The following is a 26,439-nucleotide window of genomic DNA, read 5'->3' on the forward strand; positions in this document are numbered from 1 at the left end:
TAGAATGAGATGGGGTTTAGAGCGTATTGCTTTGAACATAGATTACAAATTGAAAGGGGAAAATACATTGAAGACTAAGAGAAAGATGCTTCTCGGAACGTTGTCTACCTTGCTATTGTCGACAGTGGTGGCGGGGTGTAGTGGCAACAATTCAAGTGCTCCAGCTGCAACTGCTGAACCAGCGAAAGAAGGAGGAACAGCGGTTAACACAGCGACTGAAGCTCCAGCGGCTGATTTGTATGAGTTAGGGAAAGAACCGCTTGAAGTATCATTCTATGGAAACTACGGCTGGTATCAAATGCCGAAATGGGGCAAAGATGCTGCTTCTAAATGGATTTTAGATAATTTGAAAATCAATGTCACTGGAATTAGTTCTGGTGGTAATAATGCTCAAAAGCTGCAAACGATGATCGTTGGTAACGAGCTACCGGATATTGTGTGGACGGAGAAAGGTGCTGACGTAGAGCGTCTTCGTCAAGCAGATATGCTAGTTCCTTTGGATGAATACATTGATAAATATCCAAACTTTAAAAAGTACTTAACAGCTGGACATTTGGAATTGCTTCGTTCTCCTGATGGGAAAATCTATCAGCTGCCGAATTACTATACAACACAGCCAAACGGCAATGCCGGTTATGCGATCAATAAGAAAATATACAAAGAACTTGGTTCTCCAAAGCTAGAGACTACGGATGATTTGTATGCTTACTTAAATGCTGTTAAAGCGAAGTTCCCAGATGTTATTCCGTTTGAGACTGGCTTAGCTAAAGATGGTAACGGTATTGATCAGTTGTTCTCCTCTTTTAAAGAGAATAACCTTTCGTATACTAGAATATACGCTGTACCTGATGGCGACAAAATGGCTTCCATTTACAAAGATGAAGGGTTCCGTGAGTCCGTTGTCTTTGGTGCTAAATTAATGCGTGAGAAGCTTATGACACAGGATGCGAACACCCAAACAGAAGACCAAATTAGAGAGAAAGCGATGAATGGCAAGTTCGCCGTGATTGCGACATTCGATCCGATGAAATTGCTCGCTACTGCTGATGAAGAGATGAAGAAGAAAAATCCGGAAGAGGGTTATATGTTTATTAAACCAATCTACAAACCGGGCTTGGATCAAAGTAAAATCACTCCGGGAACGTACAATCAGTTAGGCTGGAACGTTGCTACAATCACTAAAAACGCTAAAAATCCAGAAGCTGTATTCGCAATGCTTGATTGGATGACAGGTGCAGAAGGTTCTATGGTGCTTAACTGGGGCCCTCCCGGACCAGACGCTTACTGGGATGGATTTGAAGCAGATGGACTTACTCCTAAATTCAATAAAGAAAAATATCTGAATGAGCCAGAAGCATTATCTGAAATCAGTGGCAAGGCTGGTGACTTGGTTTGGGTAGGAAACACGGTTTTCTTGGATAATACGAAGAAAATGATGTTGCAAACCCTTCCAGCTGACAAGATCGACTTTAGTAACCGCTGGCAGATGGAAGTAACGTGGGCTTCACAAGGCGACTTTACAGAGTTCCTAAACTGGGATCCGGCTCCAGACAGTGAAGAAGGCATTATCAGACAAAGCGTAAGAGATATCTGGCTAACTGCTAGAGCGAAATCAATGTATGCGAAGACCGATGCAGAAGCATTAGCCATTCTTGACAAAGCTCATGATGATTCCATGAAGGTTGGCTATGAGAAATTCCTTGATTATGTTACAAAAGTATGGACAGAAAACAAGAAAGCTTTAGGAAAATAATAATTAGTAATGCGAAGGTTTGCTAATAGGCAAGCCTTCGTTTTTACGTTGTATTCTGATGACTCATTGTTTATAGACTGTTAGACAAATTTATGAATGGTATACTGGGAAAGAGTAATGGTAGAATTTACAGGATTGATTAATGCATTTCAAAGGGGACTTGTTGATGTACAACGTATTATTAGTAGACGATGAGATGTTGGATCTAGAAGGTATGAGACAATTTATTCCTTGGAATGAGCTTGGTATGGAAGTTGTGGAGGCTGCAAATAATGCGTTTACCGCGTGCGATATTTTAGATCAGCATGTGATTGATATTATCGTAAGTGATGTGAATATGCCGAATATGTCGGGTCTTGAGCTGGCCCGAATTGCCATAGAGAAAAAAAAGGATATACGCGTGATATTTGTAAGCGGTTACCAAGATTTTAGTTATGTTAAGCAAGCTTTGTCACTAAAGGCGTATAGTTACGTCCTTAAGCCCATGGATGATAGTGAACTCATTGCTGCACTTCAGAAAGTAAGGCAGGATTTAGACGATGAACGTAAGCGCCGTGATGTTGAAGAAGCCTATCAGCATATGATTCCAATGGCCAAAAATGATTTGTTAATCCGCTTATTCGAAGGAGAATGGGAAGAGGGTAGCCAGGCCGGAATGTTGTCGCTTGTGAAGTCATACGGTTTGGATAAGCTGAATTGGCCTGTTCGTGTAGCTGTCTTGGAGCTTGACTACTTCAACTGGCTTCAAGGACAGGATAATCTATCTAAACATCAAATGGCCAAGGACTTCCTTTATGAAGTGAATAGAATAGGTCAGAAGCACGGAATGCCACATTGTTACAAGGTATCGGCCTATCGGATTGCATTATTGATTAACGAGCAGGAAATGGAAAAGTTTACTGCGGATATTTACGCCTCGATTCGAGCGAAGTTTCCAGTCACAATGACTGTAGGTGTAGGCAAACCAACATTTTCTATGGAACAGATTCATATCTCCTATCGACAAGCTATGGAAGCTGTGGACGGGAAAATGTTTATTGGCAAGGGCAATCTAATTATGTATGAAACCGTTAGCAGCGAACCGGGGATGATCGATGCCCGTATGTTAGATACCCGTATGGATACGCTGTTTAAAGCGGTGAAAGAGTATGAGTTAGTTCTTATTTATGATGAGATAGACAAGTTATTCCGCTCTGTAAGTAGTTTAAGATCCAAATTCACGATTCATAATCTGGCAATGTATATCATTTGGAAGCTGGATCAGCAGTTAAAGGATGTTAGTGAGGATTTATTTGAAATTTTAGGTATGGAGATACATAGTTTAGATGTTTTACACCAATTCGATACGATCAGCGATATTCGCTCATGGCTCGTACTCAAAACGTTTGAGATCTCAGAGTACCTGCGTAGTAAATCAGATTCAGTGAACCATAAATTGATTAGAGAAATCATCCAAACGATGCAGGACAGAATGAGCGATAACTTTACGCTTAAAGATATTGCGCAGCAGTTCTCTTTCTCCCCTAACTATTTGGGTTACCTATTCAAAGAGGAAACTGGGAAAACGTTCAGCGAAGTACTTACACAGCTTCGAATGGATCAAGCAGGCAAGCTTTTAAAAGATCCGACATGCAAAATCTATGAAATCGCTAGCAAGGTAGGCTATCGGTATCTCCCTTATTTCAGCAGACAGTTCAAAGAGGCTTATGGTATGACACCTATGGAGTATCGTAAGCGCGACAAGTGATGGGGGATGATGTTCTATGAAAATGCGAAGAAGACATAAATATGTGCCGATTGGGTATAAGTTAATGCTGACGTATATGTTTTTTATTATTATTCCTATATCCTTGATAGGGTTCGTCTCTCATTCCATGTATAATGATTCATTGCGCGAACATATCAATACGAATATTAAAGGAACGTTATTGCAGATACGTGACAATATTGATTATAAAATGGACGAAGTTACTCGAATATCAACGCAATTATACAGTGATTTTGATTTTTATCGAAATCTTCGGAGTTATGAGGAAGGCTGGGAAAATTACGATCGGATGTCTAAGAAGGTGCTGCCGAAGCTTGACGTAGCTATTCAATCTACAGGTGTGAAGATAGGAATGTCGCTATTCTTAAAGAATGAATCGATCCCTGAGATCTATTCGAATTCACTTGAGGGCTATTTGGATAATAGTAGCTTTTATCATCTCTACCACATGAAACGAATTGAAGGTAAATCCTGGTACTATGATTTTCCAACTGAAAAGTACGCTGAAACTATGAAATGGTGGCAGATCGAGAGCGATGTAGAGAATAACCGCATCTCTTTGCTCCGTAGACTAATTGATACATACGAACCTCTTAAGCCTAAAGAGATAGGATTCCTGCGGATTAATGTAAGAATTCCAGATCTATTTGACAGTGTCAGTTATACGAAGATAGGAAAAGGAAGTAATTTAATTATAAAAAATGAGTTTGGAAGAACGATGTATCAATCGGGTGAACTACCGGAGAACTATACTAATGAAGCCGAACTAAATAAGGATTACCTTACGATTAAAGAAACGATTATGGTTGCTAACCAAGCATGGCAATTAATCGCGCTTGTTCCAATTGCAATCCTTGAAAAGGATGCAATGAAGGTACGTTTGTTTATTATTTTAATGTGTCTCATATGCTGTGTGGTTTTTAGCTTTGTAGGCATATTTATATCCCGTTATTTTTCGATTCGGATTAATAAGTTCGTATATGTGCTTAATGCTTATCGGGAAGGTGATCTTCACAAGCGTATAAAATATCGGGGGAAGGATGAATTCTCTCAGATAGCAACTGCGCTGAATGATATGGGTGAGAATATTGATATGTTGATTAAAGAGGTATATCTGACGCAGCTCCAGAAGAAAGAAGCGGAGCTTGAAATCCTACAATCGCAAATCAACCCACATTTCCTGTACAATACATTGTCGTCTATTATTCAATTAGCCAAGTTTGGTCAAAATGAGAAGCTGCAGAAGATGGTACTGGAGTTAGCGAAGTTTTATCGTTTAACACTAAATGAAGGCCGTACGATGATTCCGGTTCCAACCGAAATTGAGCAAGCCAACGCCTATTTAGAAATCCAGAAAATTAAATATGGTGACCGCTTGGAGGTTATGTTTGATTTTGATACTGAGATCTGGCCTTACGAGACTATTAAACTGATTCTACAACCTTTTATCGAGAACGTGCTGAAGCATGCTTGGTGCGGCGATCACATTCATTTGCGGATAGTAGGACGTAAGGAAGGCGATAGTATTCTCTTCCGAATCATTGACGATGGTATAGGCATCAGACAGGAACGGATTGATCAAATATTCGATTCGAAGGGTCATACGAACACCGGTTATGGCGTCCGTAATGTGGATCAACGGATTAAACTGCAATATGGGCCTGAGTATGGCGTAACTATTTTTAGTCGTGTCGGAATTGGCACTTCAGTTCAGATCTTGATTCCTGCCAAAAAAAGAAAGTAAGGCGCATTGTTGTTGTGTTATAGAGAAAGGGGTCTTAAAGCTAGTTAGTGCTAGCTTTAAGACCCCTTTGATTGTTCAAGTGATAAATTTAGAAGCCTTTGTATTGAGGTTCTTCAGACTCTAATTCAGTTACCCGATTTTCAACCTGTGTTACGATTTGCTGCGTTTGCTCAGCTGCATTTGTAAATAACGTTTTTGCACTTTCGTTTTGTGTTTCAAGTGCAAATTGCTCAAGGCTCGCTTGTGCACCTTTTAAAGAAGATAAACATGTTTTTACTTGTGAGGCTACTGTCATTAGGTTTCTCTCCTCTGTTTAAAGTTTTTAGCATGACGTTTCCTATTGTCCTCAACCCCCACTTTAGTTATGCAGGAAAAAAATACAAACGTTTCAAGTAACCCGATTTCCATAAAAAAGTAGTCTAATTTAGGATTGAATAAACCGTATTTAACAAATAATGAGTGTTAATAAACAAGGGTTGATTTAAAAGGAGGGTATTTGTAATGCCGGAGTGGTTGGAGGTTGTAGTTCGAACACTCTTTGCTGTGGTAGTCCTTTTCTTATTAACGAAATTGTTGGGAAAGAGACAAGTTTCACAGCTTTCGTTCTTTGAGTACATTACGGGAATAACCATCGGTAGCTTGGCCGCCTACATTTCTATGGACACGGATAAGTATTGGCATTTGGGCCTGATTGCACTTGTGGTTTGGGTGGCCTGTTCGCTTGGTATTGAATTTGTTCAGACCAAGAGTAAGAAAGCAAGAGATTTTATTGATTTTAAGGCTACTGTACTTATTAAGGACGGTAAAATACTCGAAGATAATATGAAAAAGGAACTCTTGACTACAGATGAATTATTAGCGAAACTTCGTGCTAAAGATGTATTCAACATATCTGAAGTTGAGTTTGCGATTATGGAGTCTGACGGAGCGATAAATATTCTGCTTAAGAAGGAGTATCTCCCGCTATCGGCAAAGGATCTGGGTGTGAGGGTAGCCCCACAGAAAGAATCACAAGCTGTCATCATGGATGGGAAAGTATTAGATAAACCGCTAGACACCTTAAATCTGACACGCAGCTGGCTTGATGGAGCGCTTGAGAAAATGGGGCTAACCGTCGAGAATGTATTTCTCGGGCAAGTTGATTCTTACGGTGAGCTGACGGTCGATTTGTATGCTGATAACTTTAAAGTTCCACAGCCACAAGATAAACCACAATTATATGCTTTGCTCAAAAAATGTGAAGCGGATCTGGAAATGTTCAGTTTGTCGACAGATAATGAAAAAGCAAAAAAAATGTATGAACAGTGCTCAGAGCAATTGCAAGCATCTTTGAAAGTGCTAAAGCCTTTAATCCAAAGTTGATGGGCGCTAACAAACCTCATACAAAAACACGAAAGAACCGGTTATTCATTCCGGTTCTTTCTTTGTCTGCAGCTAAATGGAGTAGAAAGTATAAACCTGGTAAACCATTGGCAAACTAAGCCAGATTGATACAACGCAAAAAAGGAGGTATACAGCCAATGTCAGGAATTTTAGAGACCATTAAAGATCAACTGGTGGGTAGCAGTGATACGGTGTATCAGAACATTTCTGTTCATGGGCATACCTGTCAGTTGATCTATTTACCCTCCATCATCGATTCTAAGACACTTCATGAAAGTATTGCATTACCGCTAATCGCAGAAGCCAATGTAAAGTTAGAATGGCCTGACTTCTTAGAACGGTTAGATCAAGGCGTTGTTTTTCCCGTCTCCTATTTTAAGATGTATGACCTACAAAAGATTGTAGATTTGATCGTTGCAGGGAAAGTAGTGCTTTATATAGAGGACCTTCCTTATGTTTATTATTTTGAAATTACCCAATATCAAAAAAGATCAGTGACCGAATCACAAAACGAACTTGTAGTGATTGGTCCCCAAGAGGCTTTCATTGAAGATATTGAAACGAATCTCTCTTTGATTCGACATAAAATTAAACATCCGGATCTAAAAACCATGCATTATTCAATTGGGAAATATACAAAAACTGATGTGTATGTGGTCTATATTGAAGGACTTTACAAAAAAGAAGTTCTAGCTGAGATTAAACAGAAACTCGATGAAATAGATATTGACGGGATACTGGGTATTAGTTACCTATCGGAACATTTGAGAAAGGGAAACTTCACCCCTTTTCCGGTATTTCAATATACAGAACGCCCTGACTCAGTAGCGGCTTCGCTGATGGAAGGTCGGGTCGGAATCTTACAAGACGGAACACCAACTGCAATGATTGCACCGACATCCCTTTTTACAATGCTGCAATCCTCTGAGGATTATTACCAAAGCTTTTATGCGGCAAGCTGGATTCGTATTGTTCGATTTATGTTCTCAATCATATCCATGATTCTTCCATCACTTTATGTAGCGATTACAACCTTTCATCCTCAAATCATTCCACCGAATCTGTTAATTACCATTGCTTCAGCGAGAGAGAACATTCCTTTCTCAGCGCTTACCGAGGCTTTAATTATGGAGCTAACCTTTGAAGCGCTTAGAGAGGCTGGGACTAGAATTCCAAAGCCTGTTGGGCAGACGGTTTCAATTATTGGGGGTATCGTTATTGGTCAGGCTGCGGTCCAAGCAGGAATTGTATCTGCACCAATGGTTATTGTGGTTTCTATTACTGGAATTGCCACTTATATCATCCCCCATTATGAGCTTGGTCTGACTTTCCGACTACTTCGTTTCCCGTTACTGATTATGGGTGGAACCATGGGGTTGCTCGGGGTATATATTACAGCTTTTTTGATTTATGGACATTTAGCTAATTTAAGGCCGTTAGGTGCTCCATATTTGCAACCCGTTGCCCCATTTGTGTTACAGGACTGGAAGGATACATTAGCCCGGTTTCCCTCGAACTTTATGACGAAACGCAGCAACCTCTATACAGATAGGAATAAAAGGAGACAGAAAGAGAAATGAGAATCCTGAAGATAGGAGTGATTGTAATCTTGCTCCTAAATATAACAGGCTGCTGGTCGTCAAAGGTAGAATTGGATGAACTAACATTTGTATACGGAATGTTTATTGATGAAGGCAAAGAACAAGGTACTATTGAAATTACGATTAACTCACCCTTGCCCAATCGGCTTAACGCAGCTGGACAACCTTCAAGTGGCGGAGGAGGAGACGGGAAAACTTATTCTACAGTTTCTAAGACCTCAGGAACGATTGCAGACGCTATGTTGTTAATTCAAAAAGATTTAACACGTAAACTTAGTCTTGCTCAATTAAATGTAATTGTCTTAGGGAAAACCTTTGCTGAACAAGGCATAAGTGAACTACTGCTATGGATTGAAAGAGAACCTAGTCTTCCTCTGGGTGCGTATGTTATGGCTAGCCCCGGAAGTGCCAAAGAAATGAGTACACTAGCACCTATTTACGAGCAATTGCCTTCGGATGTACTAAAGAACTTTGGATCAGAGAGATATTTGTTTTCTACTACGGTTAAGGATTGCTTGTTTGCAGAAGCATCAGGTGTTGGTTTTGCTATAAACAATCTTTCCTTTGGTAAAAAAGAAGAAGCAGCATCTAAGGATGGAAAACCGGAGTATTGGGCAGGAATCCAAGGGGCAATGCTGTTTCAAAAAGATAAGATGAAAGGAGTTCTTAAGCTTAAAGAGGGAAGGGCATTAGCTTGGGCGGCAGGCAGTCTTAAGCTGGCAGTTTACTCCGTCGATTGGGATGAGGGCAATGGTGGCGCAAGTGTTATATTTGTAAGCACGAAATCATCAAAGAAGTTAAATCAAACGGATAAAGGTCCTGTTTTCACAGTCAATTTAAAGGGGAAAGCTAGTGTTATTTATTTAAGGGACCCTAAGAATAGGGATGCAGAGGAACTCGGCCAAATTATCATTGCAAAGCTTAAAGAGAAAGTCTCTGATCATCTTACCGAAGCTATTCGTAATACCCAAAAAGCAGGTGCCGATATTCTACAGCTCGGATTGTTACTGGAATGGAACGATCCAAAGCAATGGAAGCAAGTTAGAGAGCGCTGGGATAATTATTACGCTCAAGAGGCTGATATAAAGGTGAAGACAGATTTTAGCATTGTGGATTTTGGAACAGCAAAATAAGACGTTTAGAGGGAGAAGTTATGCGAACATCGAAATGGCAGCTGTTCCGTTTTTTCATTATTTTCTTCAGCTCTCAAACCACTATTTTTTTGATTCCGACTCTAATTGCTACTTCATCCTATCAAGGCTGGATTGCATTAATAGTGGGGTCATTATTAGGGTTGATCTTATTGTGGTTTACTTTTTACGTCGGTATGTTGCGCCCTAATCAAGCGTGGGTTAGCTTTGGAAAAGAGATCATAGGTAAATGGCCACACAAGTTCATGCTTCTATTGCTCTTAAGCTGGTGTGTTTATTATGCATCTTATGATATTGAGAACTTTGTGCTATTCTTTGGTTCTAATTATTTGAGAGGAACTCCGCCTCTGTTTATTCAATGTGTAATTGGGCTGGTGATTATGTATACGGCAAGTTTAGGCTTTACAACGATAGCGTATATGGCGGATGGTCTTTTTCTTGTTTTTTTCATCACGATGATCATTTTATTTAATTTATTTCTACCGAATGCGGACTTCAATATGCTGCCAGCCTTCATTCATTATCATGATCCCGGGATTGCCCTGAAAGACTCTATTGTAGTCATGTCATGGTTTGGAGAATGGATTGTCCTCTTGTTTGTTGTGCCCGATCTAAAGCTTGAAGCGAAGATGCTCAAAAAATTAGTATTAACAGGGGTATTTGTCCTAGTCACTGTCTTAATTGGTTGGTCACTGACGATGATGAGTTTTGGTCCACACTTGGGTCAGCAACTGCAATATCCTTTCCTTGAATTGGTGCGTAGCTCCAAACAAGATAATTTGCTAGGTAATTCGGATCCGCTCTTAATTGGAATATGGTCATCTTCTATGTTCATTCACAGCTCTTTTCTTATCTACGTAGCCTCTAGATGTGTATCGGGCTTGTTTAATACAAAAGCTAGAAAAATGTACATTCCCTTCTTAACAATAGCTTCAATATCGATAGCTTTTTTATATTCACGACACATAGGCAGTTATTATAAACACTATAATAGTTATGCTATTGTTGTCATTTGGCTAATTGTTGAAAGCATCCCGATCTATTATGCCATCACGGCTTACTTTCGATATCGGAATAAAACGGCGAGGTAAATGAAAACAGAGAGGGAAATCTAGGTGCTGCCTTTTTAATAGGTAGCACCTTTTCTTGTGAATTATATATTGGATACACTTTCTGTTATGATGAAAGGAATTATTACAATAATTTCCTCAGATTGGATGGTGCATTTACATGAATCTTCAAGAAGTTACCGAACTCATCAAATCTATTAGAACCAATCTAGCTAGAGTCATTGTTGGAAAAGAGGATGGAGTAGATCTGCTACTAACCGCATTACTTGCGAATGGCCATGTTCTGCTGGAAGATGTTCCGGGTACTGGTAAAACCTTGCTAGCCAAAGTCCTTGCAAAATCTTTAGATTGTACATTTAAGCGTATACAATTTACACCAGATTTGCTGCCTTCAGATTTAAGCGGGATTAATTTTTATAATCAAAAGACAGGTGAATTTCAGTTTAGACCAGGTCCAGTATTTGCGAATATTTTATTGGCTGATGAAATTAACCGTGCAACACCAAGAACACAATCCAGTCTGCTGGAATGTATGGAGGAGCGGCAAATCACGATCGATGGTGTGACTCATGTTCTTGAAGCACCTTTTCTCGTTATTGCTACTCAGAATCCGATTGATAACCAGGGCACTTTTCCGTTGCCCGAAGCTCAATTAGATAGATTTCTGATGCGGATTACTACGGGTTATCCTTCATTTGACGAAGGGATTCATATTTTACAGCGTTTCCGTGAGAATAATCCGCTTGAAGAGACTTTTGCTGTGGCTAGCGCTCAAGATATTCAAGCTGCACAGCATTTGGCCGCTTCCGTGAGTATTAGTGATGATTTGCTAGCCTATATCGTTCGGATTACGGAAGCTACTCGTAAATCTTCGGCAGTAAAACTAGGGGCGAGCCCACGTGCAAGCGGAGCATTGCTCAGATCATCTCAAGGATATGCTCTAATTCAAGGTAGATCTTACGTTACACCAGATGATATTAAAGCCGTAGCTGTTCCGGTGCTTGCACATCGTCTACTGCTTCATCGTGGATTAGGTTCAAAAGAGGGTCAGGCCGCAGAAATTGTGATACAAGTGCTTCGTGAGGTAGAAGTGCCAACAGAACTTGTTGCGTCCTTAAGAGGCGGAAAGGTGGAATGAGCTATGGCGTTGCCTTGGTTCATTTTTATTACAATAGCGCTCCTGTTCCTACTTGCCGTGATCTATGAACGGAATGGTCTGAAAGCGCTTAGTTACACTCGGTATTTCTCGACGAAAGTCGCTTATGAAGGGGATAACCTTGAGATGATTGAGGAGATCATGAATGCAAAGCTCCTGCCCTTACCTTGGCTTCGACTGGAATCTAGTATTGCCAGAGGCTTGGGATTTGGAAGTCAGGATAATCTCGGCATTAGCACGGGTGAAATCTACCAGAATCATATCAGCTTGTTCTTTCTTAAATCTTACCGTCATATTAAACGGCGGCATCAAGTAACTTGCGAGCGGCGCGGGATATACCGTTTGGAATCGGTCACCATGACCACTGGAGATCCCTTCGGATTAATTCGGAACAATAAAACGTATCCTCTCCAATTAGAGTTATTAGTTTATCCTAATTTGTTGAATTTAGACGATCTTCCGCTTCCGATACATAGCTGGCTGGGTGAACTTCCAGTGAAAAGATGGATCGTAGAAGATCCTTTCCTGACTGCAGGTATTCGCGAGTATAGCTCAGGAGATTCTATGGGGCTTATAAACTGGAAGGCAACAGCGCGCACAGGGACTATGCAGGTGCATAAGAAAGATTACACTGCGGATTCCAGGCTCGTCATTTGTTTGAATATAGAGGACAGTGATTCCATGTGGAGAGCGGTAACAGATGTTGAACGTATCGAGCAAGGGATACGTTATGCAGCCACTATTGCCGAATACGCCATGCGCCATGGAATTGAGACGGGATTTATCTGTAACGGCAGATTGGATAACGGGGGCGAAAGAGATCCTGTTGAAGCAGAATCTATGGCTGAGCTGGAAGACTTGCTAGAGCTGTTAGCGAAACTGGAGCTAGACAGAACGCTTCCTATGAGTCGATTGCTAGCCATGCAGGCCGAGAGTGGAATAAGTGATACAGACTTTCTGATCATTAGCTGTCATAGAGGAGCGCAATTACAAGAGGCTGCTGACCTCTTATTGGTGTTGGGCAATGGTGTAGAATGGCTGGATATTCCGGAACAGGGAGGAGAGAGCGCATGAAACTTCCGTTATCTGGTTACGTATGGAATACGGTCAAACTCTGGATATTCTCCATCCTAGAACTATTATTAGTTTTACCTGTATGGATTCTGTTTCAGGTTTATGTACTACCCAAGCAAGTTGAACCTATGTGGCTGACCGCCATACCACTAATATCATTAGTAGGTATTCTGCTACGAAAACAATGTAGTGTTAGATGGAAGCAGCTGCTGTCTGCTCTAATCCTTGGGACGGTGGTTGGGGCTTTGTCAGCAGGAAGTCTGTCTATCGAGAGTCTGCCTTTAGGTGTCGCAGGTTTTATATGCGCTTTTCTCGGTATGACTGCTGACTCTAGAGAACAATCCAGTAAGAAGTATTGGATAGGTATGGTAATCTATTTTGTTGCGACCATTGTCTTTGGGAGAATTACCGATTTGGAGGAGAGTGTTACACTCCTGACCTGGTGCGGTAGTTTGTGTCTATTGCTCACATTATTTATTTATAATAGTAGTTATTTACAATATAGTACGCTTTCTCAAGAGGGCAAATCTTTGCCAAAAGGATTACAAAGGTATAATCGTATTTATGTCATTGGAATAGGAATTGTTGCGGCAGTGTTAGCGGCGGGAGTCGGAAAAGCTATAGGGACACTGCTATGGAATATGGTACGTTCGTTCTTCGGATGGATTAGTAATTTATTCTCAGGGTCAAGTGAGCCGCTACCTCCGCCCGTAGAACAGCCACAAGCGAGTCCGGAACTACCTTTTGTTGGAGATGAAAAGCCTGGTCTACTAGCTGCTATATTAGATGTTGCTTTATATGTTGCTGGAGCAGTGTTATTGGGCGTTGCAGCTTATTATGGACTTCGGTGGTTGTATAGAAATGCCGGCGGGAAATTAAAGAGAGCCATGGATGCCTTGTTATCCATGCTGCGCAGAGAGCATACTCCAAAGGACAATACAACTTATCTTGATGAGGAAAAAAGTGTATTTACATGGGAACAAACGCTTCAAGGTCTTAAGGATTTCTGGAGTACTCGCCTTACACCAAGACATCGAAAAGACCGCTGGGAGCAGATGAATAGTGAAACGGAACGTGTTCGTTGGTTATATCGGCGTTGGCTTCATTTGAAGCACGATCATGGTTATGAAGTTAAGAGTTATCTTACGCCGAAGGAAACAGAAAGCGATATTATAAAATGGACTGCTCTTAACAAGGTTAAACATAAGGGCGAAGAACGTACGGTTAATACGTCGAATTCATTAATTGAATTATATGAAAAAGTTAGATATGGAGAAGAAAACCCTTCTGCGGATGATGTGGCTGCATTGAAAGATGAATTGAAATTATAGAATAGAATATTCTTCAAATTCGTGCAAATAGGAACAAATAGGTTACAAACGCTTCAAAAGTGTTACAACATGGATACAATTGGATTTGCAGTTACTACTATAATAATTCTAGCAAAATACTCGTGGAGGGAAGTAAATGAGAAAGCATAGCAGTACATATGTTGTTTTACTATTAAGTACCTTTGTCATCAGTCAACTGACTGGCCATACAGCTTCAGCGGCATCCGCTAATGCTGTTCGTACCAATCCAGCTGTAGCTGCGGCGACAGTAACACCCCCTAGCAATCTGGGTTCCATTTCTTTAGGTGCAAATATCAAAGCTACATTAGAAGATGTCAATGTTTGGTCACAACCTGGTGGGAATATTTTAACCTATACCCTGAATTATTCGAATGGGAGCAGTAAAAACGCAAACCTAATGTACTATTTTTCGAGAGTGACGACGCCAGGGGGTTCTGTTATTCCAGGTAACCCTCTGAGCGCTGACGCGGCTAAGAAGAAGATTGGTGCTAAAGAAAGCTTGCGGGTTACATATTACGTCAACATAGGTAAGACCAATTCTTTAAAAGGGATTAAGATTCCCATGTATGTATGGGATTCCAAAACCAAAGGTTATTTAAAGCATGCAGGAAGTTTTACTGTGCCAGCTAATTATTCCCCAACTGCCGTAAATGGAAAAAATGTTAGCACCACAATGAATGACATTCCTGTCATCGCCAAAAGTGAGTCCTTGGAGCTCTATAAATATAATGGGAAAGTTTATGCCAAGGTGGGAATAAGCCTGACTAATAAGGGCAGCAAGGTACTCAGTGATCCGGGTTATGCGGCTTATTTACTCTCTGCAGGTGGCAGTTCGTATGAATTAGCACTTGATCGTTCTCAGATTAGTTACAAGATTCAGCCGCAGGAGAAGAAGATTATCTATTATCTTGCCGAGATTCCTCCTTATATGAAGACGGACAATATGAAGCTGCAATTTACGCAAAAAGATGAAGCACTGAAGCTAGAGATCGCTAAATCTTCGTACAAGCTTCCAGCAGCTACAACACCTAACTTGGTGGTAGGTAAAGGTGTGACCAAGAAAATCACCATTAATAATAATCCGATAGAAACTCAGTTAAACAACGCAAACGTATACGCTGAGAATAATAAAGGGATTTGGACCTTCCAGCTTCGAGTGAAAAATGTAGGGAAGACGACAGTTACGCTGCCAACTTATGAGCTTGCCGTTAAATCTTCAACAGGGACAGCCTTTCCGATCAATGCGAAGGGATTAAGCGGCTTAACTATAAAGCCTTTGGAGGAAAAAATCATTCCGCTTACCGCACAAATTCCGCTTGAGGTTGAGCAGAGTTCGCTGCAATTGCAAATGATAGAGGCTGTCTCAGCTCCAGCTAATCCAGATTCGGGCAGTGCAGGTGAGGGAACTGGATCTGAAGGGAATAATGTAAGTACGGGAAATACAGCCAAGCTGACAGTACCCGTTGCTTACTACACAATTTCCTATACGCTACGACCTGAGATTCAACAAGGCGTGGAGTATAGCGCATCGAATGAATACGGCTCTTTCACTTATAACTTGCTGTCATTACAGCGTTTTCCTTGGAAAGATGATGATATCGTAGTTGCAAGAATAAATATTAAGAATTCCCAATCGGTGGCATTAATGCTTCCAGAATTAAAAGGATCTGTCCAGGTAGACAATGACGATGTATCTTCTTCAACAGAACTGTTTATGGACAAGGAAACCTCGATCATTGCGGCAGGAAAAAATGCGGAGATCTATGTATTTGCCAAAATCCCTTATACGCAAGAGTTCGATAAATTAAAAGTGAACCTCTTTACAACGGTAAAAGAAGAGAAGAGCTCGTTCCTATCGCTTAGCACGAACAGTACGATGAATGCTGTAGCGACTATTGAACGTGGGGGAAGTTATGCAATTACCGGTAAAGGCAAGAACGCTAGTGTTCAAGAGAACAAAACCGTTATTTATGAAGGTCTCAATTCTAATATCGTATATACAGAACTACTGCTTAGCAGTGAGGAAAAAAGACAAAGCAAAATGGCTCGCCTTCAGGGTTACTTTAAAACGGGAGATGGCCAGCTATTCGAAGCAACAGTGAATCAGCCAGATACTTCAGCTACACCGGGTGGTAAGCAATTAATTACGTACTGGGCAAAATTGCCTAAATCCGTTATTCCATCAGACGTTAGTATGTATCTAGGTCCAGGGATTACTGGAAATAAGCTGTCTGAACCTGGGCAGGAACCAACTGGGTTCATTAACATTGCTTCATTGAGTCTAAATCCAGTTTCTACTCCACCGGAGAATAACTTGACGAAGGTGGCGCTATATCCGTACACGATGTCTGTTCTAAGTTCGGAAGGGCGATCTATGCAAGGTAGTAACACAATAGATATCGTTATGAATTATAACCTTCTTCGTGACAGTACCTATGACATGGGAACCTTCACCCATAAGCTGGTGCTCAAAATGACAGATCCATATGGTCTATCACAGGAACGAAGCTTGAACATCGGGACTGAACTTCTCGAAGGAAATAACAACTCGTATACTGCAACCTTTACCAATAATATGTATAAAAACTTGTCAGGTGGCGCCTACAGAATCACGCTGTATGATGAGTTCCAAGGAGAACGGATTGAGCTGGCCAGCCAGGCATATAGCATAAAGATTGATAGACCAGTAACTGAAAAGTAAGAATTCATATCTATTAATGTACGAGAAGGAGCAGCTCCAATGTTGCGAGTGGAAAATGTAACGCATTCTTTTAAGAATGGTAATGAAACGACGGCAGTCCTTCATCAAATAGATTTTTCTGTGAAAAAGGGGGAGATGGTGGCATTACTGGGGAGCTCGGGTTCCGGTAAGTCAACCATGCTAAACCTGATGGCAGGTCTGATGAAGCCTACGGAAGGCCATATTTACATTGCTGACCAAGATATTGTGAAGATGAGCGAAAACAAGCTATCTGAATTTCGTAGGAAGCATATCGGATTTATCTTTCAAGCTTATGAGCTGATTACTAGCTTGACTGTCCGGGAAAATGTTGAGTTGCCGCTTGTGTTCCAATCCGTCTCCCCATCAATACGTAAGCAAAAAGCTCTGGCTTTGCTGGAAGGGGTCGGCATTCCGGATAAAGCCGACCTGTTCCCTTCACAGTTGTCTGGAGGACAACAGCAACGGGTCAGTATTGCACGTTCCTTGATCACGGAGCCGTCTGTTATTTTCGCAGATGAACCGACTGGAAACCTGGACTCGAAGACAGAAGAGGAAATTATTAATATCCTGCTTAACCTGAACAAGAAGATGAAGACCACCTTCATCGTTGTAACTCACGAGCTCAATGTTGCGGAACAAATGCAACGAATCTTCACGCTTCAGGATGGATATATGATTACTGAGAAACAAACTTCTTCGGATACAGAACTCGAAGGGGGTAAATTAATTGAGGATTAGTGATATTTCACGTTTGGCTTGGGAGCAAGTCAAACGACGGAAAGTTGTCACAGGTCTTTGTATGGCAGGTATATCGATTGGCTGTGCTGCTATTATTGTTGCTTTAAGTATAGGAGATTCCGCGCAAAGCTATACGGAGCGGGAAATTAACCGGAATTTCAAAATGGATGAAATTACAGTGACTCCGAACAGCGGTATCCCTTCACAAGGGGGCGGAGAAGGAAAAGGAGCCTCTGCCTCTGATGCAAAGCTCGACCCCGGCAGGCTAACGGCCCAGAAGCTGAAAATTGTTCAAGGCCTGCGGCATGTTACCGCAGCAGCACCTTTTCAAGAGCTTGCCTACATACAAATGACTACTATCGATAATAAAATTACCGACATACAGCTAATTGGAACGGATCTTCGACTACTAACGAAATATGACCATAAATTCAAGCAGGGTGGTCCTTCAGATTCGGTTGGTATGGCAGTACTAAACTATGGAGCAACTGTAGGATTGATTGATGTCGAGACTCGGCAACGTCTTTTTGAACAACTGAATACTGATCCTTACAATAATAAAATAATGGAACAGTACAACAGTTTAAGCATGCTTCCGTCGGATATGTTCAAACAACAGGTTCAATTACAATCGTATGGCCCTGCTTCTGAAACTGGACAGTCCCTAATCAGCTCACCTCTTCAAATTGTTGGGATATTGGATAGTACGGGGAACCCTGATATGGCGATGTACGACAAGAAGATTTACGTCTCGCTAGAGACTGGTGAGCGTCTGGTTGAACAACTGAAACTAATGAATGGAACTGCTGGGCAGAAGGATGTCTACAACTCAGCCATTGTAAAAGTCGACAGTACGGACAACATTGTGCAAGTGGAGAAGCTTATCCAGAAACTTACACTAAATACAAGTACGAATTTGTATCAAAAAGAGGCGATGGCTTCTACATTCAGCATGTTCAAGAAAGCAGCGCTTGGTATTGGTATATTTATTCTAATTATTGCTTCGATCTCGATCATCGTTGCGATGACCATGTCCACCCATCAGCGTCGTCGGCAGATCGGTATTATGAAGGTGTTAGGCGCTAATATGGGGCAGATCCGAAATATGTTCATTACAGAAGCGGCATTGCTCGGGATGCTGGGTGGGCTACTCGGTATAGGCTTTTCGTACTTGATTGTGTTTGGCATAAATAAGCTCATTGGTACCACAGGAGGCATGGGAATGGGTGGTGAACCCTTGGTTATCACTATTCCTCTGATGACCCTTCCAATTGGCATTGCATTTGCAGTGATGACAGGAGTACTATCGGGAATTTATCCGGCGATCAGCGCGTCCAGAACAAATGCGCTCACGGCGATAAAACGGGATTAGCTATTTTTAAGTTGAAAGGAAGCAGAAGTGATGAAGAGGAGAATCAAGTGGATTTTATTGGTATTGATCATTATTGCAGCGGGTTATTTTGTATACAGCAAGATGTATAAAACTGAGGCACAGCTAGAACCTATTGAACCACCACAAGCGATAACTTTTGAAGTGACACAGGAAACTATCACGAACTCCGTTCAGGTTAAGGGGAATTCACGATATGAGCAAGAAACACTTGTATATGCACCATATGCTTCGAAAGTAACAAAATGGAAGGTTGAGAACGGTGGGCAAGTAAAGAAGGGGGATTTGCTGTTTACCCTCGATCAGGAAGCCTTAAAGAATGAGATTGCTACATCGGAGGCGACCATCCGAAAGGCACAGTTAGAAGCGGAATTAAATGAATTTGTTAGTCAGCAGGACCAGGAGAATGCAGCTCTCGGAGCAACAGAAGCCGAACGTATAAAAGCCCTCGCAGCCCAAGAAACAGCTCGGTTAGGAGATGAGCTTAACCAAGTAAATGCTGAAATACAGGCTCGTGAATTAAAAGAAAAGAAGGCCAAGATTAAAACGGCCCTTTTCTATGCTCCAGCAACTGGTGTTTTTCTATTTGACAGTGCGAGTGAAATACCGCAAACAGTGACAGATAATCAATACATCGGCAAAATTGTAGATATGAACAAGCTTGAATTCATTGCTCTTGTAGGTGAACAAGATGTCTTCCGTATTAAGACGGGAATGAAAGTTGATGTTAAAATGACAGCTTTAAAAGATTCAAAGCTATCTGGAGAGGTAACTAAGGTATCCAAATTTGCTAAGACGGCTTCAGGTCAAAATACTACTGCTACTTCGGTTCCACAATTTGAAGTGGTTATCTCATTGCAGTCTGATGAGCACTTGATTGGTGGACTAAGCTTAAGCGGAGATATTGAGACGGTCCGTAAAGAAAATGCAATCGTAGTCTCCAGCATCGCCGTAATGCACGAAGGAGATCTCTCCTACGTGATGCTGGATAAAGGGGATGGGCAGTATGAACGAAGAGATATCAAAGTAGGCATGGAGACGGCAGACAAGACAGAGGCCGTCTCAGGGTTGAAAGTAGGAGATGTTGTTGTTCTTCAATAGATTGAAATAAGCTAAGCTTATTTCTCAATCGTGAGTCGCCAAGATTTAATATTTTTATTTAGCTCGGTAAGGTCAGGAACCGGAACTGGCTCGTCGGATAGATTATATTTAGCTTTCAATGCTAAAATCCGATAGACGCTCTCATCAATCCGTGATTCCTGTATCTTACCTTTTTTTACATGGTCCAGAAGATATTCTAATACCCGTTTCTCATTATCATAGCCGTGAGCGATAAGTAAGATATCACTGCCTGCATTTATAGTATCTACCGCCGCTGTGGTAAGGTCGTAATTCTTCATGATAGCACCCATAGTTAGGTCATCTGTGATTACGAGTCCTTGATACTTCATGTCACCGCGAAGCAGCTCACCAATGATTTTATTTGATAAAGATGCGGGTTTATCGGAATCAAGCTTTGGAAACAAAATATGAGCGACCATAACGGCGTCCGTTCCCTCTTTAATTGCAGCTTGAAAAGGGAGCCATTCTAATTTAGCCAGTTCTTCAGCGGTCTTATTCACAATCGGCAGCTCAAGGTGGGAGTCGACAGCTGTATCACCGTGACCAGGGAAGTGTTTGACGACAGGAACAACACCTTCGCTCTCAATCCCTTTCATTTCGGCAATCCCTAGCGTACTGACTAGTTCAGCGGAGCTGCCGAAGGAACGATCTCCAATTACAGGATTATCTGGATTACTATTGATATCAAGGACGGGAGCGAAGTTCATATTAAATCCTGCTGACAATACTTCTCTAGCGAGCAGCTTGCCCATCATTTCGGCAGCATTAGCATCCTTACGGGTACCGACCTTTCCATTAGAGGGGAAAGAAGCATACTCCTTAGGCATCCGGCTGACTTTTCCGCCCTCCTGATCGATACTCATAAATAAAGGGGCAGGGTTGCCTCTGTTACTCTCTTTCATGGAATTAATGAGGCTGACCATACTCTTCAGGTCTTGAATATTGTTCTTATAAAGGATGATTCCACCGACTTTGTCTTCGGCAATCATCCTTTTTGCTTGATCATCTAGAACGGTTCCATCGATACCAACAAGGAGCATTTGTCCAATTTTCTCTTCAAGGCTCATACTGGAAACCTGAACAGCCATTGGATCACTCTCTGAGGAGGGAGCTGCTGTGGAACTGGTAACTGGCGTAGGTGTAGATTCAGCAGTCGGCGCATTTGTAGCGACAGCTTGAGAACTGTTACTGCTATTGGAGCAGCTAGTTAACAGAACCATAGATAACATAGCTGAAGTCAATAAGAGGGTGCCAGAGAATTTCAGTTTTAGGGTATTACGAGTGAATCTGTTCATTAAAAAAGACGTCCCTTCGTTGCTTATTTAGATGTCAGAAGGATGAATCCTTGCTGACTTAGATACTCGGTGATAAGATGAACTTAAATCTTTACATATAAAAAATTGAATTATGAGGTGACGGAAAGATGAAAGATGGATTAGTAAACGCACTTAATGAACAGATGAATTTCGAGTTTTATTCCGCTCATGTTTATCTAGCTATGGCAGCCTATTGTTCCGGTGAAAGTCTGGATGGTTTCGCAAACTTTTTCTTAATTCAAGCAGAAGAAGAACGGTTCCATGCCATGAAAATCTATAAATTTCTAAATGATCGCGATAATCGGGCGACACTTGAAGCTCTACCAGAGCCGAAGAACGAATACAATTCAATGCTGGATGCTTTTGAACATGCATTTGCGCATGAGCAACAAAATACGAAACGCTTCTATCACTTGGCTGACTTGGCGTTGGATGAGCGTGAACACGCAACGATCTACTTCTTGAAATGGTTTATTGACGAGCAAGTAGAAGAGGAAGCGCTCTTTAGCAACATCATTAGCAAACTGAAAAGAATTGATAAAGATAGCAACGCCTTCTACATGCTGGATGCTGAATTTGCTGCACGTACTTTTACAGCGCCTGCTGAGTAAGTTGAGTTACTGAAATCCAGAAGCCTGAGAAATCAGGCTTCTTTTATTTAACTGATGAAGGTAGTTTAATGGCAAGCAGCTTATTATCCGTTCGAATCATCAGCATGCCTCCGGTTTTAAGCGAAGGAGTAAAGTTACGAGATCCTGTATTCACGGTAAAAATAGGCTTCAAAGTCAACAGATCATAAGCGTGAAATAGGCCATCTGATTGTCCGCTATAAACCACGTTTCCAAAAAGATCCGTCTGAACGACAGGATTCTCCCCATTATTGAGGACTACACCTTGCCCATTTCCAAGTTTAAGTGCAGATAATGTACCCGTATCATAATTGGAATATAACATTCTTTGCTGATGAACTTGGTGAAGTGGATAATCCTTCTCTTTAGCCATAGAGGTCCAGGTTTGAACAGGTTTACCTTCCGCTGAGTAATTCCAGAAATTATATTTCACAAGCTTGCTGCCCTGAAAAATATAGAAGTCATTTCCGTCCAAGAACGCCGTCCCATTGACACCACCAAATACGAACACTCCATCTTTATTCTCGGTATCTGTCCATTTATATAAACGTTCTCCTTTAAGTTCACCCGTTTTTACGTTGAATACAGAAACTTTTACATTACGATTTACAGGGTTATCATCAAGCATTAACGTATTGGTCATGGAGTAGAGAAGGCCATCCTTTACTGCTAGTGGCCACCATTGTCGGGTCTGGTCCCATAGTTTTTTGCCTGTCAGACTGTCATAAGCGGCAAGAGCGGCAGTTGTTAAGGCTCCCTGAGAGAGATAACTTCGAACAACAACCCCATCGGTTTCCATAAGTTCTGATAAGCCTGTAAAGTTATTGCTCTCCTCGACAGCCTTCCATTTGATCTTCCCACTGACAGCATCGACCGCTGCAAGTTGACTCTCTTGTGTTACATAAATGGTGGAGCCTAACCGTTGTATACTTGTGGCTTTAGGTAGTGATAATGAAGCCGACCATGCTTTTTTACCAGCTTCATTAACAGCATACAGAGAGCCACTTTGGGTCAGTCCGTAGATATATCCATTACTGTAAGTGAACAATGGAGCTAATGCACTTCCGAATTCCCACATTTTTTTACCTGTTATAGCATTCAATGCGACTAGTTTTTCATTCCGCTGCAAGGCAAAAACTTTCCCATTCTCGGCAAGGGCTGTAACGTACTGCTCAGTAATCCGATCTTCTTTTAAGATAGCGGTCGAAAACGACCATACAGGAGTAAGAGTGGGTGCTTTGACTTCATTGTAATAAGGATAGCTTGTACTTATGACGGCTTGTTCTGCGGAAATGACGGATAATGATCCGTTGTAAGCTATTGGGGATGCAATGCATGTAACAGCTAAAACTTTAATCATAGTCTTGTGCAAAGACTGAATCATCGTTTCACGCTCCTCAAAATAGTGATTACTATAATTAGACATTATAAATGGCAAAAAGTTACTATTCATAAGAATGGAATTAAAGTTGAACTAAGGCAAACTATGTTACACTCCGCAAAACAGTTATGACCTAGCAACTCTATTTGACGGAGGGAACTATTACGCCTCTTAGCAACACTGTTTCTCTAGACCCACCCGAATCTCGGAGTGTAGTATAGAACAATACTATTCTTTGGGGGTTCTTTTTTTGGAAAATTACAACGACATCAAACAAGGTGAAAAAGGAGCATGGCTAAGCATAGTTACCTACATATTCCTATCCGCCATAAAACTGTTTATTGGTACGGTCGCTGGATCTCAAGCGCTACTTGCAGATGGACTGAACAACAGTACGGATATTATCGCTTCTATCGCCATACTAATCGGCCTTAAGATCTCCAGGAGACCGCCGGATTCCAATCATAGCTATGGGCATTTTAGAGCAGAGACCGTAGCATCCTTAATTGCTTCATTCATTATGATTGTGGTAGGACTTCAAGTGCTGTACCAGGGTGTGAACAAATTTATTCAACCCGAACTGGAAAGTCCAGATCTTATAGCAGCCTGGACGGCAGTTTTTTGTGCTGTGATAATGATGGGCGTGTATATGTATAATATTAGACTGGCCCGTTCTATTAATAGTAACGCTATGCGAGCTGTAGCACTAGATAATCGATCAGATGCTTTAGTTAGCATAGGTGCTTTTGTCGGGATTGTAGCTTCTGGATTTGGAATTCCATGGCTTGATCCGCTTACAGCGATTATTGTTGGCCTGATTATCTGTAAGACGGCATGGGATATCTTTAGTAAAGCTACACATGACTTAACGGATGGTTTTGATGCCGAAGAGCTTGAACTCATGAAAGAAACCGTCGCTGAAATTGAAGGTGTGCAATCTATAAAAGATATCAAAGCTCGCATCCACGGGAATAACGTGCTAGTAGATACAACTGTATTAGTAGATTCCGAGCTTAGTGTGGTGCAGAGCCATGATATTACGGAAGAAATCGAAGAACAATTGAAAGACCGGCACCAAGTTTCAAATGTGCTTGTCCACATAGAACCTGTAATGAAGTAGAAACGGCCAATAAAGTGTGATTTTCCTTTGGATGGATATGGGATTTTCCTTGTGATGTTATTAACAGATCTTTTATGCGGAAAGGTGGAGAATTAATTGTATTTATCAATATGTAAATTTTAGGGAACGGAATGGTGATTTTGTGATTGAATGGAAGGATTCTTATGATATCGGTGTAGAGAAAATAGACTGTCAGCACAGACAGTTGCTGGCGAAATTGAACGAATTTTTTGATGCATGCAGTAAGCAGCAAGGGAAAGAGAAGATCGAAGAAACGCTGAAATTCTTGAAGGAATATACCATCGAGCATTTTAGCAATGAAGAGCAATTGATGGAAGAGATTGATTTTCCTGAATTGGCGGAACATCGTAAGACGCATGTCGATTTTGTAAAAGCCGTTCTTGAATTAGAAGAAACGATCAAAACTAAGGGAGTCTCCGTTCTCTCAACGATTAAGCTTAACCGTACGTTAACCGACTGGCTTCTGAATCACATTAATAAATGCGATAAGCTAATTGGTGAGTGTATGGCCACCCGTGATCGAGCGGTATAACTGATTACCTCCAACGAAGATGCCGACGGGCATTTTCTTTTTTTTTGACGGGGAATGTGATAAAGAATTGTGGTATGTTATTTGATACGTTTTCCGAAGACAGCACCGTAATTTATACTGGGTTAACGGTTTGTGTTATGATTTGAGATAAGACGTATAGAGTTAGTATGGTAAAGGGGAGTGGAACGATGAAAACATTACGAATGTTAGCTTCAGGGTTTGCTATGCTGCTTATTCTGGGCCTTGTAAATTTTTACATTGGGTATCACGGTTGGCTGCTTGTCCATGAATGGTTCTCAGGTGCTTCCGCTGTTCTGTTCTGGACATTGTTCCTGCTTGTTGCCTTTGCGTATGTCATTGGAATGATACCGTGGCCTACAATAGTGAAGCCGTTAGCCAGATTCTTCAAAGTGATTGGGTCGTATTATCTAGCTTGCATGGAATTTGCTATTATCATGTTGCCATTAGCTGATCTGTTATATGTGCTGCTGGGCTGGATGGGTGTCGATCGAACGCGCTACATCTCAGAAGCGGGTGGTACATTGCTAATATTATTGGTTGTTTTTCTAGTCTGGGGTTCGATCAACGCTTGGAGTACAGTAGTTCGTACACATCCTATTCCCATTGATAAATCCATCGGAACTAGTACACCACTTACCATCGCGGTTGCATCCGATCTGCATTTAGGGAATATCGTCGGCAATCGGCATCTCAAAAAAATGGTTGCCCAGATGAATGCTATGAAGCCTGATGTGATATTGCTGGCTGGGGATGTACTTGACGATAGTATTGAGCCTTTTATTCGCAATCGTATGAGTGAACAGCTGAAACAACTAAAAGCACGTCATGGTGTCTACGCGGTACTGGGCAATCACGAATATTACGGTGGTTCAATTAAGGAATATACAGATTTAATGAGAAGCATAGGCATTAAAGTTCTACAGGATGAAGTTGAAGAAGTGGCGGGAACGTATATTGTAGGTCGAAAAGATAAGACTGCCGAGACGATGGAAGCCGGTGGCAGATTGAGCGTTAACTCCTTATTGAATGGCCTTGATCTGACACGTCCTGTGATCATGATGGATCATCAGCCAACCGGATTTGATGTCGCTGCCCAGGAAGGAGTAGATATTCTGCTCTCAGGGCATACGCACCGTGGACAGATTGCTCCTAATCACTGGATCACCAAGCGGTTGTTCGAACTGGACTGGGGTTACCTCCGCAAAGATAAGTTGCATGTCGTTGTTTCCTCTGGATATGGGACCTGGGGACCTCCAATCCGTCTAGCTAGCCGTTCGGAGATCATCAAGCTTGAAGTGGTATTAGAAGGAACTAAACAATACAGTGAAGAAGCCGTGTCTTCAAAGCCGGTGTTAATCTAAAAGAAATCTTTATGATATGATGCTGCCCGAATCC

21 protein-coding genes are annotated in these 26,439 nt (G+C 41.5%); 18 read left to right on the forward strand and 3 right to left on the reverse strand.

Annotated features, from left to right (window positions below; translation table 11 throughout):
• The first annotated feature begins 67 nt into the window (after positions 1 to 67).
• The 3 genes from ACN6KS_RS13580 (at position 68) to ACN6KS_RS13590 (ending at position 5,265) form a co-directional block, all read left to right on the forward strand.
• The gene (locus tag ACN6KS_RS13580; RefSeq protein ID WP_094869893.1) at positions 68 to 1,753 is read left to right on the forward strand and encodes an extracellular solute-binding protein; all 1,686 of its coding nucleotides are present in this window, start codon (positions 68 to 70) and stop codon (positions 1,751 to 1,753) included.
• A gap of 166 nt (positions 1,754 to 1,919) precedes the next feature.
• Positions 1,920 to 3,500: a response regulator transcription factor gene (locus ACN6KS_RS13585; RefSeq protein ID WP_280786061.1), complete on the forward strand. Its 1,581-nt coding sequence runs from the start codon at positions 1,920 to 1,922 to the stop codon at positions 3,498 to 3,500.
• A 16-nt stretch (positions 3,501 to 3,516) separates the two neighbouring features.
• Positions 3,517 to 5,265 (forward strand): sensor histidine kinase, encoded by a 1,749-nt coding sequence (locus ACN6KS_RS13590; protein WP_094876064.1) that lies wholly within the window; start codon positions 3,517 to 3,519, stop codon positions 5,263 to 5,265.
• A gap of 88 nt (positions 5,266 to 5,353) precedes the next feature.
• Here ACN6KS_RS13590 and ACN6KS_RS13595 read toward each other — a convergent pair whose 3' ends face one another.
• The gene (locus ACN6KS_RS13595; protein ID WP_036678243.1) at positions 5,354 to 5,560 is read right to left on the reverse strand and encodes a DUF1657 domain-containing protein; all 207 of its coding nucleotides are present in this window, start codon (positions 5,558 to 5,560) and stop codon (positions 5,354 to 5,356) included.
• 206 nt (positions 5,561 to 5,766) lie between these two features.
• On the opposite strand from ACN6KS_RS13595, the gene ACN6KS_RS13600 reads away from it, so the two are divergent.
• From ACN6KS_RS13600 to ACN6KS_RS13650, 11 genes are all read left to right on the forward strand, one after another.
• A complete protein-coding gene (locus ACN6KS_RS13600; protein WP_094876065.1) occupies positions 5,767 to 6,627 on the forward strand; it encodes a DUF421 domain-containing protein in 861 nt (286 codons plus the stop codon).
• A gap of 158 nt (positions 6,628 to 6,785) precedes the next feature.
• Entirely contained in the window at positions 6,786 to 8,228 is a 1,443-nt protein-coding gene (locus ACN6KS_RS13605) for a spore germination protein (protein ID WP_341134645.1), read from the forward strand.
• On the forward strand, positions 8,225 to 9,382 hold the full coding sequence (locus tag ACN6KS_RS13610) for a Ger(x)C family spore germination protein (protein WP_440962206.1): 1,158 nt from the start codon (positions 8,225 to 8,227) through the stop codon (positions 9,380 to 9,382). Before ACN6KS_RS13605 ends, ACN6KS_RS13610 begins: the two co-directional genes overlap by 4 nt.
• A gap of 20 nt (positions 9,383 to 9,402) precedes the next feature.
• Positions 9,403 to 10,491 (forward strand): GerAB/ArcD/ProY family transporter, encoded by a 1,089-nt coding sequence (locus tag ACN6KS_RS13615; protein ID WP_094869820.1) that lies wholly within the window; start codon positions 9,403 to 9,405, stop codon positions 10,489 to 10,491.
• A gap of 139 nt (positions 10,492 to 10,630) precedes the next feature.
• Complete coding sequence (locus ACN6KS_RS13620; RefSeq protein WP_440962207.1) at positions 10,631 to 11,608, forward strand: AAA family ATPase; 978 nt, start codon at positions 10,631 to 10,633, stop codon at positions 11,606 to 11,608.
• 3 nt (positions 11,609 to 11,611) lie between these two features.
• Positions 11,612 to 12,700, forward strand: a complete 1,089-nt coding sequence (locus tag ACN6KS_RS13625) for a DUF58 domain-containing protein (RefSeq protein WP_440962208.1) — start codon at positions 11,612 to 11,614, stop codon at positions 12,698 to 12,700.
• Entirely contained in the window at positions 12,697 to 14,031 is a 1,335-nt protein-coding gene (locus ACN6KS_RS13630; RefSeq protein ID WP_440962209.1) for a hypothetical protein, read from the forward strand. The genes ACN6KS_RS13625 and ACN6KS_RS13630 overlap by 4 nt, the downstream gene beginning before the upstream one ends.
• A 136-nt stretch (positions 14,032 to 14,167) precedes the next feature.
• Complete coding sequence (locus ACN6KS_RS13635; protein ID WP_440962210.1) at positions 14,168 to 16,753, forward strand: hypothetical protein; 2,586 nt, start codon at positions 14,168 to 14,170, stop codon at positions 16,751 to 16,753.
• 39 nt (positions 16,754 to 16,792) lie between these two features.
• Entirely contained in the window at positions 16,793 to 17,512 is a 720-nt protein-coding gene (locus ACN6KS_RS13640) for an ABC transporter ATP-binding protein (protein ID WP_440962211.1), read from the forward strand.
• Complete coding sequence (locus tag ACN6KS_RS13645; protein ID WP_440962212.1) at positions 17,502 to 18,884, forward strand: ABC transporter permease; 1,383 nt, start codon at positions 17,502 to 17,504, stop codon at positions 18,882 to 18,884. The genes ACN6KS_RS13640 and ACN6KS_RS13645 overlap by 11 nt, the downstream gene beginning before the upstream one ends.
• A 30-nt stretch (positions 18,885 to 18,914) precedes the next feature.
• A complete protein-coding gene (locus ACN6KS_RS13650; RefSeq protein WP_440962213.1) occupies positions 18,915 to 20,003 on the forward strand; it encodes an efflux RND transporter periplasmic adaptor subunit in 1,089 nt (362 codons plus the stop codon).
• 17 nt (positions 20,004 to 20,020) lie between these two features.
• On the opposite strand, the gene nagZ is transcribed toward ACN6KS_RS13650, so the two are convergent.
• The gene (gene nagZ / locus ACN6KS_RS13655) at positions 20,021 to 21,319 is read right to left on the reverse strand and encodes a beta-N-acetylhexosaminidase (protein ID WP_440962214.1); all 1,299 of its coding nucleotides are present in this window, start codon (positions 21,317 to 21,319) and stop codon (positions 20,021 to 20,023) included.
• A 128-nt stretch (positions 21,320 to 21,447) separates the two neighbouring features.
• Between nagZ and ACN6KS_RS13660 the strand changes: the two genes are divergently transcribed.
• The gene (locus ACN6KS_RS13660; RefSeq protein ID WP_440962215.1) at positions 21,448 to 21,951 is read left to right on the forward strand and encodes a ferritin; all 504 of its coding nucleotides are present in this window, start codon (positions 21,448 to 21,450) and stop codon (positions 21,949 to 21,951) included.
• 43 nt (positions 21,952 to 21,994) lie between these two features.
• Here ACN6KS_RS13660 and ACN6KS_RS13665 read toward each other — a convergent pair whose 3' ends face one another.
• Positions 21,995 to 23,353 (reverse strand): outer membrane protein assembly factor BamB family protein, encoded by a 1,359-nt coding sequence (locus tag ACN6KS_RS13665; RefSeq protein WP_440962216.1) that lies wholly within the window; start codon positions 23,351 to 23,353, stop codon positions 21,995 to 21,997.
• Positions 23,354 to 23,600: 247 nt separating this feature from the next.
• Between ACN6KS_RS13665 and ACN6KS_RS13670 the strand changes: the two genes are divergently transcribed.
• From ACN6KS_RS13670 to ACN6KS_RS13680, 3 genes are all read left to right on the forward strand, one after another.
• Positions 23,601 to 24,470: a cation diffusion facilitator family transporter gene (locus ACN6KS_RS13670; protein WP_094869829.1), complete on the forward strand. Its 870-nt coding sequence runs from the start codon at positions 23,601 to 23,603 to the stop codon at positions 24,468 to 24,470.
• A gap of 142 nt (positions 24,471 to 24,612) precedes the next feature.
• Positions 24,613 to 25,023, forward strand: a complete 411-nt coding sequence (locus tag ACN6KS_RS13675; RefSeq protein WP_440962217.1) for a bacteriohemerythrin — start codon at positions 24,613 to 24,615, stop codon at positions 25,021 to 25,023.
• 188 nt (positions 25,024 to 25,211) lie between these two features.
• On the forward strand, positions 25,212 to 26,405 hold the full coding sequence (locus tag ACN6KS_RS13680) for a metallophosphoesterase (RefSeq protein ID WP_440962218.1): 1,194 nt from the start codon (positions 25,212 to 25,214) through the stop codon (positions 26,403 to 26,405).
• Positions 26,406 to 26,439 lie beyond the last annotated feature (34 nt).

It is taken from the genome of Paenibacillus nitricinens (assembly GCF_052056485.1).
Lineage (GTDB): Bacteria > Bacillota > Bacilli > Paenibacillales > Paenibacillaceae > Paenibacillus_AQ > Paenibacillus_AQ nitricinens.

Coding starts and splice junctions, on each gene's coding strand:
- ACN6KS_RS13635 (WP_440962210.1), top strand. CDS start 14,168: ATGAGAAAGCATAGCAGTACATATGTTGTTTTACTATTAAGTACCTTT.
- ACN6KS_RS13630 (WP_440962209.1), top strand. CDS start 12,697: ATGAAACTTCCGTTATCTGGTTACGTATGGAATACGGTCAAACTCTGG.
- ACN6KS_RS13640 (WP_440962211.1), top strand. CDS start 16,793: ATGTTGCGAGTGGAAAATGTAACGCATTCTTTTAAGAATGGTAATGAA.
- ACN6KS_RS13585 (WP_280786061.1), top strand. CDS start 1,920: ATGTACAACGTATTATTAGTAGACGATGAGATGTTGGATCTAGAAGGT.
- ACN6KS_RS13605 (WP_341134645.1), top strand. CDS start 6,786: ATGTCAGGAATTTTAGAGACCATTAAAGATCAACTGGTGGGTAGCAGT.
- ACN6KS_RS13595 (WP_036678243.1), bottom strand. CDS start 5,560: ATGACAGTAGCCTCACAAGTAAAAACATGTTTATCTTCTTTAAAAGGT.
- ACN6KS_RS13610 (WP_440962206.1), top strand. CDS start 8,225: ATGAGAATCCTGAAGATAGGAGTGATTGTAATCTTGCTCCTAAATATA.
- ACN6KS_RS13625 (WP_440962208.1), top strand. CDS start 11,612: ATGGCGTTGCCTTGGTTCATTTTTATTACAATAGCGCTCCTGTTCCTA.
- ACN6KS_RS13680 (WP_440962218.1), top strand. CDS start 25,212: ATGAAAACATTACGAATGTTAGCTTCAGGGTTTGCTATGCTGCTTATT.
- ACN6KS_RS13660 (WP_440962215.1), top strand. CDS start 21,448: ATGAAAGATGGATTAGTAAACGCACTTAATGAACAGATGAATTTCGAG.
- ACN6KS_RS13615 (WP_094869820.1), top strand. CDS start 9,403: ATGCGAACATCGAAATGGCAGCTGTTCCGTTTTTTCATTATTTTCTTC.
- ACN6KS_RS13600 (WP_094876065.1), top strand. CDS start 5,767: ATGCCGGAGTGGTTGGAGGTTGTAGTTCGAACACTCTTTGCTGTGGTA.
- nagZ (WP_440962214.1), bottom strand. CDS start 21,319: ATGAACAGATTCACTCGTAATACCCTAAAACTGAAATTCTCTGGCACC.
- ACN6KS_RS13665 (WP_440962216.1), bottom strand. CDS start 23,353: ATGATTCAGTCTTTGCACAAGACTATGATTAAAGTTTTAGCTGTTACA.
- ACN6KS_RS13650 (WP_440962213.1), top strand. CDS start 18,915: ATGAAGAGGAGAATCAAGTGGATTTTATTGGTATTGATCATTATTGCA.
- ACN6KS_RS13590 (WP_094876064.1), top strand. CDS start 3,517: ATGAAAATGCGAAGAAGACATAAATATGTGCCGATTGGGTATAAGTTA.
- ACN6KS_RS13620 (WP_440962207.1), top strand. CDS start 10,631: ATGAATCTTCAAGAAGTTACCGAACTCATCAAATCTATTAGAACCAAT.